The organism is Limosilactobacillus coleohominis (assembly GCF_016901675.1).
Lineage (GTDB): Bacteria > Bacillota > Bacilli > Lactobacillales > Lactobacillaceae > Limosilactobacillus > Limosilactobacillus intestinavium.
In genome coordinates this window covers 1-16,065 of the sequence record NZ_JACJKU010000011.1, presented here as the reverse complement: position 1 = coordinate 16,065, position 16,065 = coordinate 1, and the positions used below count along the sequence as shown (strand labels likewise).

The 16,065-nt window shown below is 38.8% G+C and carries 20 protein-coding genes and 1 other annotated feature; of the genes, 17 read left to right on the top strand and 3 right to left on the bottom strand.

Features of this window, described 5'->3' with window-relative positions; genetic code table 11:
* Positions 1-5: 5 nt before the first annotated feature.
* The 9 genes from H5975_RS02075 to H5975_RS02035 all read left to right on the top strand — a co-directional run bounded on the left by H5975_RS02075 (position 6) and on the right by H5975_RS02035 (position 6,678).
* Complete coding sequence (locus tag H5975_RS02075; RefSeq protein WP_204784680.1) at positions 6-635, top strand: nicotinate-nucleotide adenylyltransferase; 630 nt, start codon at positions 6-8, stop codon at positions 633-635.
* A complete protein-coding gene (gene yqeK, locus H5975_RS02070) occupies positions 628-1,245 on the top strand; it encodes a bis(5'-nucleosyl)-tetraphosphatase (symmetrical) YqeK (protein WP_204784679.1) in 618 nt (205 codons plus the stop codon). The genes H5975_RS02075 and yqeK overlap by 8 nt, the downstream gene beginning before the upstream one ends.
* A complete protein-coding gene (rsfS, locus tag H5975_RS02065) occupies positions 1,245-1,601 on the top strand; it encodes a ribosome silencing factor (RefSeq protein ID WP_178659586.1) in 357 nt (118 codons plus the stop codon). The genes yqeK and rsfS overlap by 1 nt, the downstream gene beginning before the upstream one ends.
* Positions 1,602-2,336 carry a class I SAM-dependent DNA methyltransferase gene (locus H5975_RS02060; RefSeq protein WP_204784678.1) on the top strand — a complete coding sequence of 245 codons (735 nt, stop codon included), beginning with the start codon at positions 1,602-1,604 and terminating at the stop codon, positions 2,334-2,336.
* A gap of 10 nt (positions 2,337-2,346) precedes the next feature.
* Positions 2,347-3,492, top strand: coding sequence for a nucleotidyltransferase (locus H5975_RS02055; RefSeq protein WP_204784677.1), 1,146 nt, complete (start codon positions 2,347-2,349; stop codon positions 3,490-3,492).
* Positions 3,493-3,556: 64 nt separating this feature from the next.
* The gene (locus tag H5975_RS02050) at positions 3,557-4,108 is read left to right on the top strand and encodes a YceD family protein (protein ID WP_204784676.1); all 552 of its coding nucleotides are present in this window, start codon (positions 3,557-3,559) and stop codon (positions 4,106-4,108) included.
* 50 nt (positions 4,109-4,158) lie between these two features.
* Positions 4,159-4,338 (top strand): 50S ribosomal protein L32, encoded by a 180-nt coding sequence (rpmF, locus tag H5975_RS02045; protein ID WP_178659582.1) that lies wholly within the window; start codon positions 4,159-4,161, stop codon positions 4,336-4,338.
* A 147-nt stretch (positions 4,339-4,485) separates the two neighbouring features.
* Complete coding sequence (locus tag H5975_RS02040; RefSeq protein ID WP_178659581.1) at positions 4,486-5,172, top strand: response regulator transcription factor; 687 nt, start codon at positions 4,486-4,488, stop codon at positions 5,170-5,172.
* 15 nt (positions 5,173-5,187) lie between these two features.
* On the top strand, positions 5,188-6,678 hold the full coding sequence (locus H5975_RS02035) for a HAMP domain-containing sensor histidine kinase (protein WP_204784675.1): 1,491 nt from the start codon (positions 5,188-5,190) through the stop codon (positions 6,676-6,678).
* A gap of 150 nt (positions 6,679-6,828) precedes the next feature.
* On the opposite strand, the gene H5975_RS02030 is transcribed toward H5975_RS02035, so the two are convergent.
* The 3 genes from H5975_RS02030 to H5975_RS02020 all read right to left on the bottom strand — a co-directional run bounded on the left by H5975_RS02030 (position 6,829) and on the right by H5975_RS02020 (position 8,619).
* A complete protein-coding gene (locus tag H5975_RS02030; protein ID WP_204784674.1) occupies positions 6,829-7,239 on the bottom strand; it encodes a peptide deformylase in 411 nt (136 codons plus the stop codon).
* Between the two features lie 95 nt (positions 7,240-7,334).
* Entirely contained in the window at positions 7,335-8,249 is a 915-nt protein-coding gene (gene yidC / locus H5975_RS02025; protein WP_204784691.1) for a membrane protein insertase YidC, read from the bottom strand.
* Between the two features lie 91 nt (positions 8,250-8,340).
* Positions 8,341-8,619: an acylphosphatase gene (locus H5975_RS02020; RefSeq protein WP_204784673.1), complete on the bottom strand. Its 279-nt coding sequence runs from the start codon at positions 8,617-8,619 to the stop codon at positions 8,341-8,343.
* A 57-nt stretch (positions 8,620-8,676) separates the two neighbouring features.
* On the opposite strand from H5975_RS02020, the gene H5975_RS02015 reads away from it, so the two are divergent.
* The 8 genes from H5975_RS02015 to greA all read left to right on the top strand — a co-directional run bounded on the left by H5975_RS02015 (position 8,677) and on the right by greA (position 15,856).
* Positions 8,677-9,453, top strand: coding sequence for a TrmH family RNA methyltransferase (locus H5975_RS02015; RefSeq protein ID WP_204784672.1), 777 nt, complete (start codon positions 8,677-8,679; stop codon positions 9,451-9,453).
* A gap of 86 nt (positions 9,454-9,539) precedes the next feature.
* A complete protein-coding gene (locus H5975_RS02010; RefSeq protein ID WP_204784671.1) occupies positions 9,540-10,046 on the top strand; it encodes an HD domain-containing protein in 507 nt (168 codons plus the stop codon).
* Positions 10,047-10,074: 28 nt separating this feature from the next.
* Positions 10,075-10,407, top strand: coding sequence for a winged helix-turn-helix transcriptional regulator (locus H5975_RS02005; protein WP_204784670.1), 333 nt, complete (start codon positions 10,075-10,077; stop codon positions 10,405-10,407).
* 43 nt (positions 10,408-10,450) lie between these two features.
* Positions 10,451-10,658 (top strand) — a binding site (T-box leader).
* Positions 10,659-10,696: 38 nt separating this feature from the next.
* Positions 10,697-11,743, top strand: a complete 1,047-nt coding sequence (gene pheS, locus H5975_RS02000) for a phenylalanine--tRNA ligase subunit alpha (RefSeq protein WP_204784669.1) — start codon at positions 10,697-10,699, stop codon at positions 11,741-11,743.
* A 6-nt stretch (positions 11,744-11,749) separates the two neighbouring features.
* Entirely contained in the window at positions 11,750-14,179 is a 2,430-nt protein-coding gene (pheT, locus tag H5975_RS01995; RefSeq protein WP_204784668.1) for a phenylalanine--tRNA ligase subunit beta, read from the top strand.
* A 99-nt stretch (positions 14,180-14,278) separates the two neighbouring features.
* Positions 14,279-14,635, top strand: a complete 357-nt coding sequence (locus tag H5975_RS01990) for an endolytic transglycosylase MltG (protein ID WP_204784667.1) — start codon at positions 14,279-14,281, stop codon at positions 14,633-14,635.
* Between the two features lie 15 nt (positions 14,636-14,650).
* Positions 14,651-15,295: a uridine kinase gene (gene udk / locus H5975_RS01985; protein WP_204784666.1), complete on the top strand. Its 645-nt coding sequence runs from the start codon at positions 14,651-14,653 to the stop codon at positions 15,293-15,295.
* Positions 15,296-15,379: 84 nt separating this feature from the next.
* A complete protein-coding gene (gene greA / locus H5975_RS01980) occupies positions 15,380-15,856 on the top strand; it encodes a transcription elongation factor GreA (RefSeq protein WP_178661041.1) in 477 nt (158 codons plus the stop codon).
* Positions 15,857-16,065: the final 209 nt, after the last annotated feature.

The window sequence follows — 16,065 nt, the reverse complement described above, 5'->3', positions numbered from 1 at the left end:
TAACTGTGCGATCACAAGTTAGTGTCACACCAAAAGTCCAATACCAAAAAGTGTTTTCACAAAGAAGAAAGCGGATTGGTTTATATGGTGGAACATTTAATCCAGTCCATAATGCACACTTATTGGTGGCCGATCAAGTTGGTAGAACATTATGCTTGGATAAGGTCCTATTAATGCCGGACATGATTCCACCCCACGTTGATAAAAAATCTGCAATTGCTGCCGACTATCGGGTTGATATGTTGAAATTAGCAACTAAAGATAATCCGATGCTAGGTTTGGAATTGGCTGAAATTGAACGTGGCGGAGTCAGTTATACATATGACACAATTAAGGAATTGAAGGAACGCCATCCTGATACCGATTATTATTTTATTATCGGCGGTGATATGGTTGATTACCTTCCAAAATGGCACCGTATTCATGAACTAATGCGGATGGTTAATTTTGTGGGAGTTCGTCGTCCTGGTGCAGAAAATAAGAGTGATTATCCTGTGATATGGGTGGACGTTCCAGAAGTTGATTTTTCTTCGACAGATATTCGTCAACGTTGTCATGATGGGCGTTCGATAAAGTATATGGTACCTGAAGCAGTAGAAAAATATATTAAGGAGCATCAGTTATACATTGACTAAAGAACCAATTGTTTACCATGAACATTTATTACCATTAACTCGTTTGGAATTAATTGACCGTTTAAAGGAAGCACTATCTCAAGAACGTTTTGAACATGTTTGCCGTGTTGAAAAGACTGCTATGGAGTTAGCACAATTAAACGATGTCGATGTTGAACAAGCAAGCATCGCAGGACTTTGTCATGATTATGCCAAGCAACGTTCCGACAAGGATTTCATTCAAATCATCCGTGATAAAAAATTAAATCCGCAGTTATTAAATTATGGCAATGCAATTTGGCACGGTATTGTAGGTGCAGAAATGGTCAAGGATGAGCTAGGTGTTCATGATGAAGATATTTTGAACGCAATTCGTCAACATACCACTGGAAATTCTTATATGACTAAGCTGGCGCAAATTATATATATGGCTGACTATATTGAACCTGGCCGTGATTTTCCTGGAGTAGAAGAAGCACGTCAAATCACTAAACATGATTTAGGTGCGGGAGTTGCTTATCAAACTAAGCATACATTGGAATACTTGATTCAGAAGGGTCAACCTGTTTATCCACAGACACTAACGACTTATAATGCGTGGGTACCGAAGTATAGAAAGGAAATTAATTAATGGATAGTAAAGAATTACTTGAAAAAGTTGTTAAGGCAGCCGATGGTCGGCGGGCTGAAGATATTGTTGCGATGCAAGTAGACCAGATCAGTCCAATGGCTGACTACTTTGTTATTATGACTGGCGGATCTGATCGTCAAGTTCAAGCCATTGTCAATGCGATTGTGGAAATGGCTCATAAGAACCAAATTGAGATTGGCAGCGTTGAAGGGAAAAATGCAGCTCAGTGGGTTCTAGTAGACCTAGGTGATGTTGTTGTTCATGTTTTCCGTGAAGATACACGTCATTTCTACAATCTTGAAAAGTTGTGGTCAGAAGCACCGCTTGTAAATATTGATGAATGGGTAAACGATTAAATGATATATGGATCTTTTGCACAATATTATGATGAGCTCTTTGATGAAGAGCTCTATTTAAAATGGCAGAATTATGTAGAAGACAATACCAGTAACAACTCCAAACTGCTAGATTTAGCAGGTGGGGCAGGACGTTTAGGTGTGTTATTAGCTCGTGATGGTTATGATGTCACTGATGCAGATTTTTCTGAAGAGATGTTATCATTGGCATCCAGTCATGCAACTGAGGCCGGAGTTAAATTGAACTTAGTTGAAGCTAACATGCTTGATTTAGCAGGACTAGATACATATGATACTGTAACGTGTTTTGCGGATTCGTTATGTTACTTGCAAAATATCGATGAAGTACAGACGGTATTTGATCAAGTTCGACAACACTTGAAGACCGACGGGCAATTTTTATTTGATATTATTACCCCGTATCAAACGGATAAAGTATATCCTGGCTTTATGTTTAATTATCAGTCCGAAGATGACCAACGTTTTTTCATGTGGTCGAGCTTTGCGGATGATGATGTTGAACATGGGGTCATTCATGAACTATCATTTTTTGACCGGCAAGAGAATGGTCAATATCAAAGATTATCTGAGACACATTTTGAACGTTCATATGAACTTTCAAAGGTTAAACAAGCACTTCATAATGTTGGTTTTCAGAAGGTTGAAGTAACTAGTGAATTTGGTACGTCACCAATTCAAAATGACACAACGCGTTGGTTCTTTAAGTGTCAGTGAGGTGAATAACTTGAAGGCTGTAGGCTTGGTTGTTGAATATAATCCATTTCATAATGGTCATTTATACCATTTGCAGAAAGCAAAGGAGGTCACCGGTGCTGATGTTGTAGTGGCGGTGATGAGCGGGAATTTTACCCAACGAGGAGAACCTACAATCCTTGATAAATGGCAGCGGGCCCGTGCTGCTTTAAATAACGGCGTTGATTTGGTAATTGAGCTACCGCTAGTAAGTGCTGTAGAGCCCGCAGACCGGTTTGCAGCAGGAGCACTTCAGCTATTAGCTGACATGCAAGTTGAGAGTGTAGTATTTGGGGCAGAACATCCCCACTGGGACTTTCATCATATGGTTGATTTGGAAAAAAGTTTTCAGGCCGACCAATTCAAACAATTTGACCAGACTTATGCCACCCAATTTAATCAGCAGTTAAAGGAACGCATTGGCGTTTCACTAATTGATCCGAATGATATTTTAGCGTTCAGTTACTATAAAGCAAATATTAATAGTCGCTTTGGGTTAAGACTGGTTCCCATACAAAGGACTGGTAGCCAGTATCATGATCAACAGATCCGGGGGAAAGTTGCGAGTGCAAGTGCAATCCGCAATTCAGTAACCAATAAACAGCAGGAATTAATCCAAGAAGCTGTGCCTGAAGATACATTTGAAGAATTAGTCCATTTAAAGATGATTCCTAGTTGGGACCAATTATATCCGTTACTGCGGAACCAGTTAATTCAAGCACCACAGTCATTATTGGCACAAACTTACCAAATGTCAGAAGGACTAGAGAACCGTTTGAAACGAATTGCTGAACAAGAATTAACTTTTGATGGATTTATTAAACGGGTCAAAACTAAAAGATACACCTATGCCCACTTAACTAGGCTTTTTTTGTACACTGTTTTACAAGCTTCGGAGACAGAAGTTCACAATGCAATTTACCATCCTTACCATCATTTGTTGGGCTTTACAGAGATGGGACAAGAATATTTACATCATGTTAAAAAACAACTGCAATATCCATTAATTACTAAAGTTGATCAAACTCTGCATCATGGCGATTTTACACTTGATTATCGTGCTGGCAAACTTTATCAGATGTTTACACCCGATGAACAAGATATTAAACGATCACCAATACGAGTGACTGTCAAGTAAAAAGCGTTGACATTCAATTGAGGTCAGCGTATAATGGGGCACGTTGCATTAGGAGGTTAGTACTATGAAATGGTCACTAAATGAACTACATCGCTATTCTGATGAGCCACTTCACTTTAACAGTACTTTTGATCTGAAAGCATCATTAACAAAGCGTTTCCCAAAGGAAATTTTGGATGCGCAACCAGTGAAGGTCGATGGATATGTTAATTACAACAATGGCGACGCAACAGTGTCTGCCAATGTTATAGGTCAAATAACAGTACCATCTTCGCGATCATTGGAACCTGTGCAAATGCCGTTAGATTTTGATTTTGCTGAAACTTATACAGCGGATGAGAGTCATTTAGATCGGTATGAGGATGATGAGGTTGTTTTCGTCCTACCACGTGATCATCAAGTAATTGATTTTGATAATTCACTGGTTGAAAACATCTACGAACAAATTCCTACACGGGTGTTAACTCCTGACGAGCAGCTTCATGATGAACTTCCATCCGGTAAAGGGTGGTCCGTCACTGAAGAAGCTACTCATGATGATCAGGATACTGACCATGTTGATCCACGTTTCGCTAAATTGAAAAATTTATTTCCTGATCAGGACTCAGATAATTAGCGAACGGTTAAAAACCAAGTGGATAATTTATTTATAAGGAGGTGTCAAACATGGCTGTACCAGCAAGAAAGACATCAAAGACTCGCAAGCGTAACCGTCGGGGGCACATTAAGTTAACAGTTCCTGGTTTAGCACCTTGTCCAAACTGTGGTGAACTTCGTAAGTCACACATGGTTTGCCCAAACTGTGGTTACTACAATGGTAAGGAAGTTGTTGCCAAGAACAACTAATAGTTTACCAATTAAAAGAAAGGCTTTCCTTTAGGCGCCGGACCTAGGGAAGCCTTTTTATTTTTAATAATTTTTACCACTTTGATTAGAAAATTATGATAGACTTAATATTGATTTAAAATTAGATGATTGTGAAGGTGAAAATAGATGAGTCGAATTTTAATCATTGAAGATGAGGAAAATTTAGCGAACTTTGTTGATCTAGAATTAAAACATGAAGGTTACGAAACTGATGTTGAATTAGACGGTCGTGCAGGCCTAGAAGCTGCTTTGAATGAAGATTTTGATGTGATCTTACTAGATTTGATGTTACCAGAATTAAATGGATTGGAAGTTGCACGACGGGTTCGTGAAGAAAAGGACACCCCAATTATTATCATGACTGCTCGTGATTCAGTGATTGATCGTGTTTCTGGTTTAGACCATGGTGCGGATGACTACATCGTCAAGCCTTTTGCGATTGAAGAATTATTAGCGCGAGTTCGTGCGCTTTTGCGTCGAATTGATATTGAGGATGGTAATAACAGTAGTCACCAAACAACTGTTAAATACAAAGACTTAACAATTGAAAAGGAAAACCGTGTGGTTCGCCGTGATGACGAAATTATTAACCTAACAAAACGTGAGTACGAACTGTTATTGATTCTAATGGAAAACATCAATGTTGTAATGTCCCGGCAAGAATTATTGAGTCAAGTATGGGGCTACGATGCCAAGGTTGAGACAAACGTTGTTGATGTTTACATTCGTTACTTACGGAATAAGATTGATCGACCTGGTGAAAAGAGTTATATTCAAACCGTTCGAGGGACTGGTTACGTTATTCGTTCCTAGTTAAGGAGAGTAATTATGGAAGGTCAAGAAAAAAAGGCCCGTCCATTTATGTCGTTAAAACTAAAATGGGCGTTTGGGACCGCCATTGGTTCGCTCATCATTAGCTTGATTGTAATTATCACCATTTTTAGTTCCTTTACTAACGATCTATTAAGCCAGGAAAGGTCTTCCTTAAGTCATAGTTTAAATACCATTACTGAGCAATTAGGGGTTACTTCAGGAAATCAGAAATTAACTACGGCAACAATTAATAAGACACTGGCTAAAAGAGCATTAGCACAGCAGAACCAATCCGCTGAACAGGATGTTTATCATCGAGCTTTATTACAAGGTTTAAGTGATAGTCACCAAAACGTTGCAGTGTTTGATCCTAATGGGAAGTTATTGTTTCAAACCGGCAAAATCGTCAAGAATATGCATCCTACGAACGCAAAACAAGTCCAGATTGAAAAAGGTTCCCACTATAAAATGATTGTTGGAAGGGCACCAATTAAGTCTTCTACTAATGGTCGAGTGATTGGTTATTTGCAAATTGAAAACCCATTAATCAATTATCATCAACGCTATCATCGGTTGCAATTGATAGTAATGCTTGCTTTATGTTTAGTTGTGATTTTTAGTGGATTACTTGGCTATGGCTTATCATACTTTTTACTACGTCCGTTAACAGATATTCAACGGACTTTAGCAATAGTTACTAAGGATCCAACTAAGGATGTTCGGACTCCAGAAACGGGCCGAAATGATGAATTAGGGGAACTGAGTCATCTGTTAAATGAAATGCTTGATCGAACACAACGTTATATTGATCAACAATCACAATTTGTCGGTGATGTATCCCATGAGTTAAGAACCCCAGTTGCAATTATTCAAGGACACATGGAAATGCTTGAGCGGAGGGGTAAAGATGACCCTAAAGTTTTGGATGATTCAATTAAAGCCGCTCTGGCTGAAACAAGTAGAATGAATAATTTAGTTAAGGAAATGCTAGATCTTTCACGAGCAGAACAAGTTGAGATTAAGTTTAGAGACGCTACTACAAAGGTCGAAGAAGTAGTTCAGCAGGTCTATAACAATTTCAAGATGATTCATCCTGATTTTAAATTCATTTTAGATGATGATTTACGACAAGACGTTGAAGTAAACATTTATCGCGATCACTTAGAACAGATTTTGATTATTTTATGTGATAACGCTGTTAAATATTCAACCGACCGTAAAGAGATTCATATTTCGCTTTCGCAAAATTATAATTCTGTCGAAATCGGGGTACAAGATTTTGGTGAAGGAATTGCTAACGATGAAGTTACGAAAGTCTTTGATCGCTTCTATCGTGTGGATAAGGCCCGGAGTCGTAAGAAGGGTGGCAACGGGTTAGGACTTTCCATTGCTGAACGATTAGTGAAGGGTTATCACGGCACGATCACAGTTGAAAGCCAGCTTGGTTCAGGCTCTATTTTCCGGATCACATTGCCAATTATTAAGCACAATGTATCGACAAAATAGTTGTCATATGTGCGATGAATATTAGCAATCTTCAGTCAAACGACAAGCATTAAATACGAATATCACAGTACAAAAATGGGGTATGACGTTCGAGTTACCGAGCGTTATACCCCATTCTTATATTTTTCCTAGAAATACCATCGAGCAGTCTTAAATAAGAATTCCATTACAATGATCGATCTCATGTTGAACAATTTGCGCAGGAAAACCTTCTAAAGGAAGTGTTTGATTTTTACCTTGCAAATCCATAAATTTAACAACGATTTGTTGATAACGTTTAACAGGTCGTTGACCAGACAAACTAAGGAACCCCTCACTTGTTTCGTAGGGAGTTTTTTTACTAATAATTTTTGGATTAAGCATTGCAATTTTGGCTGGACCAAAACTGACTGCAATAATTTGTTTATGAATGTTAATCATGTTAGCGGCCATTCCTACACATTCATGGTCATGTGCTTTTAGCGTATCAATTAAATCATTAGCTATACTTGAATCACTCAATGTCGCTGGAACACTTGCTTGCTGTAAACTAACTTGATCTTTGTTAATCGGTCTAATCATCCATTTACCTTCTTTCTAATTCGTAGTCGTAAATAATTACTAAGGCTCCAAGACATTCCATGATCAGAATGCTGGAGCCTATTTTTTACGTAATATTATTTGTTTCGATGTTGCTTTCCGGCGTTCCGGCGTTTATTTGTGTTAGTCTGTGGTTTGTTTTGTAGTTGTTCAACAGCGCTTTGGTGACTAGCTGCAGACTTAGCTGGTGCTTTCTTAACAGTTGTCTTCTTGACCGGTTGGTTTTTCATTTCCTTAGCAATTTGTTTCTTTAAGCGTGGACGATAAGCATTAATCATCCATGTTTGTAAAATTGCAAATAAACCACCAATGAAGAAATATAATCCTAATCCAGCAGAAGATGTCATTGAGATGAAGAAGATCATGACTGGACTCATGAGCATCATCATCCGCATTTGCCCTTGCTGACTCTTAGGCATGCCAACCATTGATAACCAACCTTGGAATAGGTAGGCTACAAATGAAAGGATAGCTAAGATAATGCTTGGTTTCCCAAGTGGAATGCCCATGAAGGTAGCATGGTAAAGGTCTGGGGAATAGCGAATGGCTGCATATAAGGCAGCGAAAACAGGTAATTGAATTAATAGGGGTAAACAACCAATCCCACCAGTCATGCTGATGTTATTGTCCCGATAAATTGCCATCATTTCTTGTGTAGCTGCTGCTTGTTCTTCAGGAGTTTTAGCTTCCTTTTGTTTTCTTTGAATTTCACGCAGTTGTGGTTGAACCATGGAAATCTTTTCTTGCATTAAAGTTGACTTCTTCATTTGGTTCATCATGACTGGCAACAAGATTAAACGAACGATAATAACGATGGCAATGATGGCCCAACCATAGTTGTTGCCCAAATGGCTGGCAAGCCATTCCATCAATCGTTGCATCGGTTTAGCCAGATATTCATAAACCATTCCATATGGTTTACCACTCTTAGTTGTTCTGACACAGCCTGATAAAACTAAGAGAAGACTCAGTAGTCCAGCAGACAATGCCATACGCTTTTGTTTTTTCAATTTATTCAATCCTTTTTCTTTAGGTTATACAAAGGGTATCTTACCTTAAATACTGGTAGAATGCTAGATTCTTTTACCAAGTTTCCTTAATTGAAAAATCGTGGTCATCAATTAAGTTGCCGGGCTTAATCTGAACTTTATCAACTCGTGAGTATGGAGAGACGCATTCCTTGACCTGGTTGACAAATTTACGTACTGTTTCGTGAGGGCCTTGAACAACGATGTACACATCACCATTCATTAAATTTTGAACATATCCCGTTAAACCTAATTGCTTTGCTAATTGATAAGTACTCCACCGAAAACCGACGCCTTGTACTCGCCCACTAACGGTTAAATGATAATTAATCATCACTAAACGCCTCCCTTGATTAATGGTATAATTGCATTTACTAAATGAGGTGAAAAAATGAGAGAACAAATTACATCTGTTCATAATCAACATGTTAAAAATTGGCGTAAACTTCAAACTCATAAGGGTAGAAATAAGTTTGGCCAATACTTATTAGATGGCTGGCATCTGGTTCAAGAAGCGAGTCACAGTAACCAGAAACTAATCGATTTGATTGGTACTGCTGATGAATTAGACCAGCACGATGATATTGTATCACTCTTTGAGAATGTCTATGAAGTAAGCCCTGAAATCATTAAGAGCATTACAGATACTAATACTCCACAAGGGATTGTTGCGGTTGTTGAATTACCAAATATTCACGTTCTTCCCGCTGATCACTTAAAGGGTGCTTGGTTGTTTCTTGACCGGGTGCAAGATCCTGGAAACGTTGGTACTATGGTTCGGACTGCTGATGCAGCTGGTTTTACCGGTGTCGTGGCCAGCAACCAAACTGCAGATTTCTTTAATCCGAAAGTGGTCCGTTCGATGCAAGGCAGCCAATTCCATTTGGAACTGGTAGCCGGTGATTTAAAGAAATGGATTGCAGATTTTAAATCATCTGGTCTACCTGTTTATGGTACGCAACTTAATCCGGCAGCTAAAAACTTCCGCGATGTCACCCCAGGAGCTAACTTCGCACTTATTATGGGAAATGAAGGACAAGGGATGGCAGCCGATTTACTTAGCCAAACAACAGACAATTTGTATATCCCAATGCGTGGTAATGCTGAATCACTGAATGTAGCAGTATCTGCTGGAATTCTTATGTTTCAGTTAAATCAAGGCAATTAGGCTTACTTTTTATAAGTTTAATATTCCTTTTTCAGTGAAAATCGTGTAAAATATTCATATAAACAAGAAAAGGGGTCCTAATCTAAATGAGAACACCAAACGAGTGGAAATCAGATGCTCAATATGTTGCGATTGTTAAGGATTTATTAGCCCAACCTGCTGTACAGAAGTTGGCTAATTATACTCAGCACCATCATTCTAATCGTCTTCAGCATTCAATTGCGGTGTCTTATGATAGCTACCGTCTTGCTAAGCGGATGCATCTTGATTACCGGAGCACAGCTCGGGCAGGTTTGTTGCATGATTTGTTCTATTATGATTGGCGAACTACTAAGTTTGATTTGGGATCACATGCGTTTATTCACCCACGGGTGGCATTACGGAACGCTGAAAAGCTTACTAATCTGAATGCTAAGGAACGGGATATTATTCTAAAGCATATGTTTGGAGCAACTTTAGCTTTGCCTAAATATATGGAAAGTTTGATTGTTTCATTAGTGGATGATTATGAGGCTGAACATGAATTTTTCAGCCCGTTACGTGTACGTATTGAATATAAATTACACAAGCGATCTGTAAAGAAATTATCATAAATTTTTTGTAGTGGAGGGAGACAAAGTAATGAAACATTCCAATAATCAAGAGGATGATTTCAGCTTATGTCCTCGTTTTGAACATACATTTACAATTTTAGGGAAAAAGTGGAACGGCTTAATTATTGAAGTACTGTTAAATGAGCAAACTCAACGTTTCAAGGACTTAGCTGCTCATGTTGACAAGTGCAGTGACCGTGTCCTAGTTGAGCGTTTAAAGGAACTGGAAGAAGAACAAATTGTTCAACGAAACACCTTTCCAGGAGAAAGTCGGATTGAGTATTCACTGACAAAACGAGGCAAAGAATTAGCACCTGTGATGAGTGCGGTTCATAGCTGGAGCGATAAATGGTGTGATTAATGCTTGACCTTTAATGGTGCTTTGGTTACAATTAAGCCATCTTTAAAAAGCATTGACGGAAATTAGTAGTCATGCATGTCTAACAGGGAGAAGCAATTCGTTAACTGGAAGTTGCTTTTAGACATAATTGATGAATTTCACTTCTCGAGCTGGTACCAGATACCCGGTTGATTACCGTTAACAAATCGCATAAGTGTATGGTATTAATTATCATAAACTAGGGTGGTACCGCGATAAACCTCGTCCCTTTGTAGGACGAGGTTTTTGTTTTTTTATAAAGGAGGAAAATATGGGATTAAGAGAAAAGCTGGAAGAACTACGCCAGCAAGGAACTGAAGAGATCAAAGGCAGTTCAAATTTAAAAAGTATTAACCAAATTCGGGTGAAATTTTTAGGTAAAAAGGGTCCAATTACTAACGTTTTGCGTGGGATGAAAGACCTCAGTCCTGAAGAACGTCCACAAGTGGGTAAATATGCCAACCAAGTTCGTGATGAACTGCAAAAGCTGATGGATCAAAAGCGTGAAGAAATTGAAAAGGAATTGTTGGACGCCAAATTGGCTAGTGAAAGCCTGGATGTTACATTACCTGGGACACCGGTTGCGCAGGGACAACCGCATGTCATCCAACAAGTGATTGATCAATTAGTCGACCTGTTTACGGACATGGGCTATGAAGTTGCCGTTGGGGATGAAGTTGAACAAGAATTATATAACTTTGAAAAGTTAAACTTACCAAAGGATCACCCAGCTCGTGATATGCAAGATACTTTCTATGTAACGCCATCTGTTTTGATGCGTACTCAAACTTCACCAATGCAAGCACGGATGTTAGAGCAACACGACTTTAGTCAGGGACCTTTAAAGATGATCTCACCTGGTAAGGTTTACCGCCGGGATACTGATGATGCAACGCACAGTCACCAATTCCATCAGGTTGAAGGGATGGTTGTTGGAAAGCACGTCACAATGACTGACCTGAAAGGAACATTGGAAGTTGTAGCACAACACCTGTTTGGAGACCAATTAAAAGTTCGCCTGCGGCCAAGCTATTTCCCATTTACTGAACCATCAGTTGAAGCTGACATTACATGTTTTAATTGTATGGGAAAGGGATGCTCCATTTGTAAAAATACCGGTTGGATTGAGGTATTAGGTGCTGGAATGGTTCATCCGAATGTTCTGAAAATGTCTGGCGTTGATCCTGAAGAATACGGTGGTTTTGCCTTTGGATTAGGTCCGGATCGGTTTGCAATGTTGAAGTATGGTGTAGAAGATATCCGTGATTTCTATCAAAATGATGTCCGGTTCTTAACACAATTTGATCAGAAAGGATAGTGGATTATGAAAGTATCATATCAATGGCTCGATAAATATTTGCCATTAGAACAAAATGGCATTAAACCAGCTGAATTGGCTGAAAAATTGGCCCGCACTTCAGTAGACATTAATTCTGTAAGTTCTCCTAGCGATGGCCTAAAGAAGATTATTGTTGGATATGTAGAAGAATGTGTGCCACATCCTGATTCTGACCATATGCATGTTTGCCAGGTTAAGATTAGCGATGACGAAACTGTACAAATCGTTTGTGGAGCACCAAATGTACAAGCCGGCAAAAAAGTAATTGTGGCTCTTCATGGTGCACGGATTGCGGATAATGTTAAAATCAAACGCGGTAAAATTCGTGGTGAAGAATCAGACGGAATGCTTTGTGCTTTACAAGAAATTGGATTTAGCGAAAAAATTGCTCCTAAAGATTATGAAGAAGGCATTTGGTTCTTGCCAGATGATGCTAAAATCGGTGATTCTGTTTTTCCATATCTAGGCATGGACGACACAATTATTGATACTGACGTTACGCCTAATCGTGGTGACATGCTTAGCATTTACGGGAACATTAATGATCTGTCAGCAATCTATGATTTACCAAACAATTTCGTGAGTCATGAGGTTACTGAAAATGCTGATGACCAGGCATCCGACATGATTTCTGCAAAAGTTGCAGAAGATGAATTAGCCCCTGTTTATAAATTACGGGTAATTAAAAATGTGAAGATTGCAGAAAGTCCCCTTTGGTTGCAAATTCGTCTTTGGAATTCCGGCATTCGTCCAATCAATAATGTTGTTGATATTACTAACTACATTCTATTAAAGTATGGTCAACCATTACACAGTTTTGACTACGATAAACTTCCAAATCATGACATTCTTGTTCGTCACGCTCGTGAGGGAGAAAAAATAACGACACTAGATGGTAATGAGCAAGAATTAAAGGCCCAAGACATTGTGGTAACTGCTGATGATCGCCCAATGGCATTAGCGGGAACCATGGGTGGTGAAGATTCTAAGGTTGATGACCACACCACTACGGTTGTTCTAGAATCTGCGATTTTTAACTCTGTAATGGTTCGGAAGCAAGCTCGGCGTCTTGATCTGCACAGTGAGTCATCCATGCGTTTCGAACGGGGAATTAATCCTGAGACTGTGGAAACAGCCCTTAACGAAGCAGCTTACTGGTTAAAAGAATTAGCTGGTGGTGAAGTTGCCAAAGGGATCGTAACGGGTAATGATCATGACTACCCAACTCATGACATTGAATTATCACTAAACAAGATTAACGCTGTTCTAGGAGCTGATATTGATATGGCAACGGTTCAAAACATTTTTGATCGGCTAGCATTCCAAACAGCCCAACAAGATGATGATAAGATTGTTGTCACTGTTCCTGCCCGTCGTTGGGACATTAGTTTGCCTGCAGACTTATATGAAGAGATTGCACGTCTTTATGGATATGACAATATTCCATCTACTTTGCCAGTGATGACCCGAAACCTTGGTGGCTTAACTCCTCGGCAAAAGAAGCTCCGCGCTAGTCGCCATGCGTTAGAAGGAATGGGGCTTAACCAAGCAATTAGTTATTCATTAACAACGGTTGACCGTGCTAAGCAATTTGAAATTGAGGCAACAGATGTTGAACCAATGAAACTAGATTACCCAATGAGTAGTGATCACGTTGCAACGCGGATGAACATTGTATCAGGATTGTTAAATGATATTGCTTATAACAATGCACGGAAAGTTGAAAATGTTGCCTTGTATGAGCAAGGACGGGTCTTCATCCCTAAGGGAGGCGAACGTCCAGAAGAACAAGAACACGTTGCCGGTGCAGTTACAGGTAGTTTAGTTGCTGATAGTTGGAACACAAAGGGACAGTCAGTAGATTTCTATCAACTAAAGGGAATTGTTGAACGCTACTTAAACAACATGGCAGTTGCTGGTAAAGTTGAATTTGTTGCTGATCAAAGTCGTCCGGAAATGCATCCAGGTCGGACTGCCAATATTTTATTGGATGGTCAATTAATTGGTTTTATCGGTCAAGTTCATCCAAATACTGCAAAGGAATATAAGATTCCAGAAACCTATGTCTTTGAATTAAACTTAAAGGAACTGTTAGCAGCTGACACGCGTGACAAGCATTATGAACACATAAGTAAATATCCAGAAGTCACTCGTGATATTGCACTGCTGGTTGATGATACAGTTACCAACGCTGATATTTTGGCAATTATTAACCGCCGTGGTGGGGCATTTTTGAAGGATGTTCATTTGTTTGATGTTTATGCTGGAAGCCATTTGCCAAAGGGTAAAAAGTCGATGGCATACACATTAACCTACCAAGACGATCATGGAACGTTAAAAGAAGAAACGGTTAACCAGGCATTTGCTAAGGTTGAAAAACATTTAACAGATGAATTAGGGGCCGAAATTCGTTAATTTAAATTAATTTTGGGGTCCAGAAGCCGGTTAGTCGGATCTGAACCCCATTTACGTACAATATTGCTGTAATTAAGAAAGGATTAGCTTGGTATTATTATGCACAAGTTTTCAAGTAAAGAAATCCGGAAACAAAATTATATTGTGCTAACAATTGTGATTCTTCTTTTGGCAGTTGGATTGCTGGTTCATGAATATTTTAACTATTCTTTGAAACCAGTCAGTACTTCTAATTCGCGTGTAGTGAAAGTTACCATCCCGAAAAATAGTACTGACCAGCAAGTTAGTCGCATATTGAAACAGCATCAACTGGTAAGAAGTCGTTATGTTTTTTACTATTATTTGCAAACTCACAAAACCCATGGGGTAAAGGCTGGAACCTTTAATTTAAGAAGGAACCAATCCATTCCAGAAATGGTCGTGCACTTGCAAGAAAGTCGTAGAGCAAAAAATTAGTTAAGGAGTGTATTCATGAAGGGAAAAAGACCTATTATTATCGGAGTAACAGGTGGTACAGGGAGTGGCAAGACTACAGTTGCCCATGCTATTTTTGATCAATTACATGGCAATTCCATCCAAATTATCACTCAGGATACTTATTATAATGACCAAGCCGAGATGTCGATGGAAGAACGTAAGAAAGTAAATTATGATCATCCATTGGCGTTTGACACCGATTTGTTGGTTCAGCAAATTGATGATTTACGTCATAATAAGTCCATTGAAATGCCAGTATATAATTATGCTGAATATACACGTTCCGCTGAAACAATCCATGTGGAACCACAAGATGTGATTATTTTAGAAGGAATCCTCATCTTAGATGATGAACGCTTGCGTGATTTAATGGACATTAAAGTATTTGTAGATACAGATAGTGATCTTCGTATTATCCGTCGAATTAAGCGGGACATGCAAGAACGCGGACGTTCATTAGATTCTGTTATTAATCAATACTTAGCGACGGTTAAACCAATGTATCATCAGTTTGTCGAACCAACTAAACGGTACGCGGACATTATTGTTCCCGAAGGTGGTCAAAACCAAGTGGCAATTGATTTATTAGCCACTAAGGTTCGTGACATTTTAGTAAAACGTGGTCATCACATTAGTTAAACTTGAACTTGATAGTTGAAAAATTTGATATGAAATGGTAATGTTGCAATTGATATTTTGAAATAGAAGGGGTAATTAAATTTTATGGCTGACGAAAAAACATTTCCAATGACTGCAGACGGAAAAGAAAAGTTGGAAAAAGAATTAGAAGATTTACGTTTGAAGCGCCGTCCAGAGGTTATTAAGCGAATTAAGATTGCTCGTAGTTATGGGGACCTTTCCGAAAACTCTGAATATGAATCTGCTAAGGACGAACAAGCTTTTGTTGAAGGCCGAATCAGTCAAATCGAGAACATGCTACAATATGCAGTCATTATTGATAATGATGATGTTGCAGCTGATGAAGTCTCAATGGGACGGAGCGTAACTTTTAAGGAATTACCAGATGAAGAACCAGAAACCTACACGATCGTTGGTGAATCTGAATCTGATCCGCTTTCTGGTAAGATTTCTAATGAATCTCCAATGGCTAAGGGATTACTTGGTCATAAGGTTGGCGAAAAAGTTGACATTGAAATCCCTAGTGGGGTTATGCATGTTGAAATCTTGGAAGTTAACTAGTTGGTAGAATATTCGTTATTGTTAACAAGCCGTTAATTCAATATTAAAATTAAAATCGGTCATCAGGATGTGACATACATCTTGATGACCGATTCATTTTTGGTTCTACACCAAATGGTGTTGGTTAGAGATTTTTCATCTCTATACCAATGCCATTTTTGTGTTTTAAACAAAAAAACAGAGGTAAACCTCTGTTACAATGAAATCGC

Bases quoted from the DNA above. Each gene is read 5' to 3' on its own strand.
- H5975_RS01990 (WP_204784667.1), top strand. From the start codon at position 14,279: ATGCACAAGTTTTCAAGTAAAGAAATCCGGAAACAAAATTATATTGTG.
- H5975_RS02020 (WP_204784673.1), bottom strand. From the start codon at position 8,619: ATGATTAATTATCATTTAACCGTTAGTGGGCGAGTACAAGGCGTCGGT.
- pheS (WP_204784669.1), top strand. From the start codon at position 10,697: ATGGGATTAAGAGAAAAGCTGGAAGAACTACGCCAGCAAGGAACTGAA.
- H5975_RS02050 (WP_204784676.1), top strand. From the start codon at position 3,557: ATGAAATGGTCACTAAATGAACTACATCGCTATTCTGATGAGCCACTT.
- yidC (WP_204784691.1), bottom strand. From the start codon at position 8,249: ATGGCATTGTCTGCTGGACTACTGAGTCTTCTCTTAGTTTTATCAGGC.
- H5975_RS02030 (WP_204784674.1), bottom strand. From the start codon at position 7,239: ATGATTAGACCGATTAACAAAGATCAAGTTAGTTTACAGCAAGCAAGT.
- greA (WP_178661041.1), top strand. From the start codon at position 15,380: ATGGCTGACGAAAAAACATTTCCAATGACTGCAGACGGAAAAGAAAAG.
- pheT (WP_204784668.1), top strand. From the start codon at position 11,750: ATGAAAGTATCATATCAATGGCTCGATAAATATTTGCCATTAGAACAA.
- H5975_RS02040 (WP_178659581.1), top strand. From the start codon at position 4,486: ATGAGTCGAATTTTAATCATTGAAGATGAGGAAAATTTAGCGAACTTT.
- rsfS (WP_178659586.1), top strand. From the start codon at position 1,245: ATGGATAGTAAAGAATTACTTGAAAAAGTTGTTAAGGCAGCCGATGGT.
- rpmF (WP_178659582.1), top strand. From the start codon at position 4,159: ATGGCTGTACCAGCAAGAAAGACATCAAAGACTCGCAAGCGTAACCGT.
- udk (WP_204784666.1), top strand. From the start codon at position 14,651: ATGAAGGGAAAAAGACCTATTATTATCGGAGTAACAGGTGGTACAGGG.
- H5975_RS02005 (WP_204784670.1), top strand. From the start codon at position 10,075: ATGAAACATTCCAATAATCAAGAGGATGATTTCAGCTTATGTCCTCGT.
- H5975_RS02015 (WP_204784672.1), top strand. From the start codon at position 8,677: ATGAGAGAACAAATTACATCTGTTCATAATCAACATGTTAAAAATTGG.
- H5975_RS02060 (WP_204784678.1), top strand. From the start codon at position 1,602: ATGATATATGGATCTTTTGCACAATATTATGATGAGCTCTTTGATGAA.
- H5975_RS02010 (WP_204784671.1), top strand. From the start codon at position 9,540: ATGAGAACACCAAACGAGTGGAAATCAGATGCTCAATATGTTGCGATT.
- H5975_RS02035 (WP_204784675.1), top strand. From the start codon at position 5,188: ATGGAAGGTCAAGAAAAAAAGGCCCGTCCATTTATGTCGTTAAAACTA.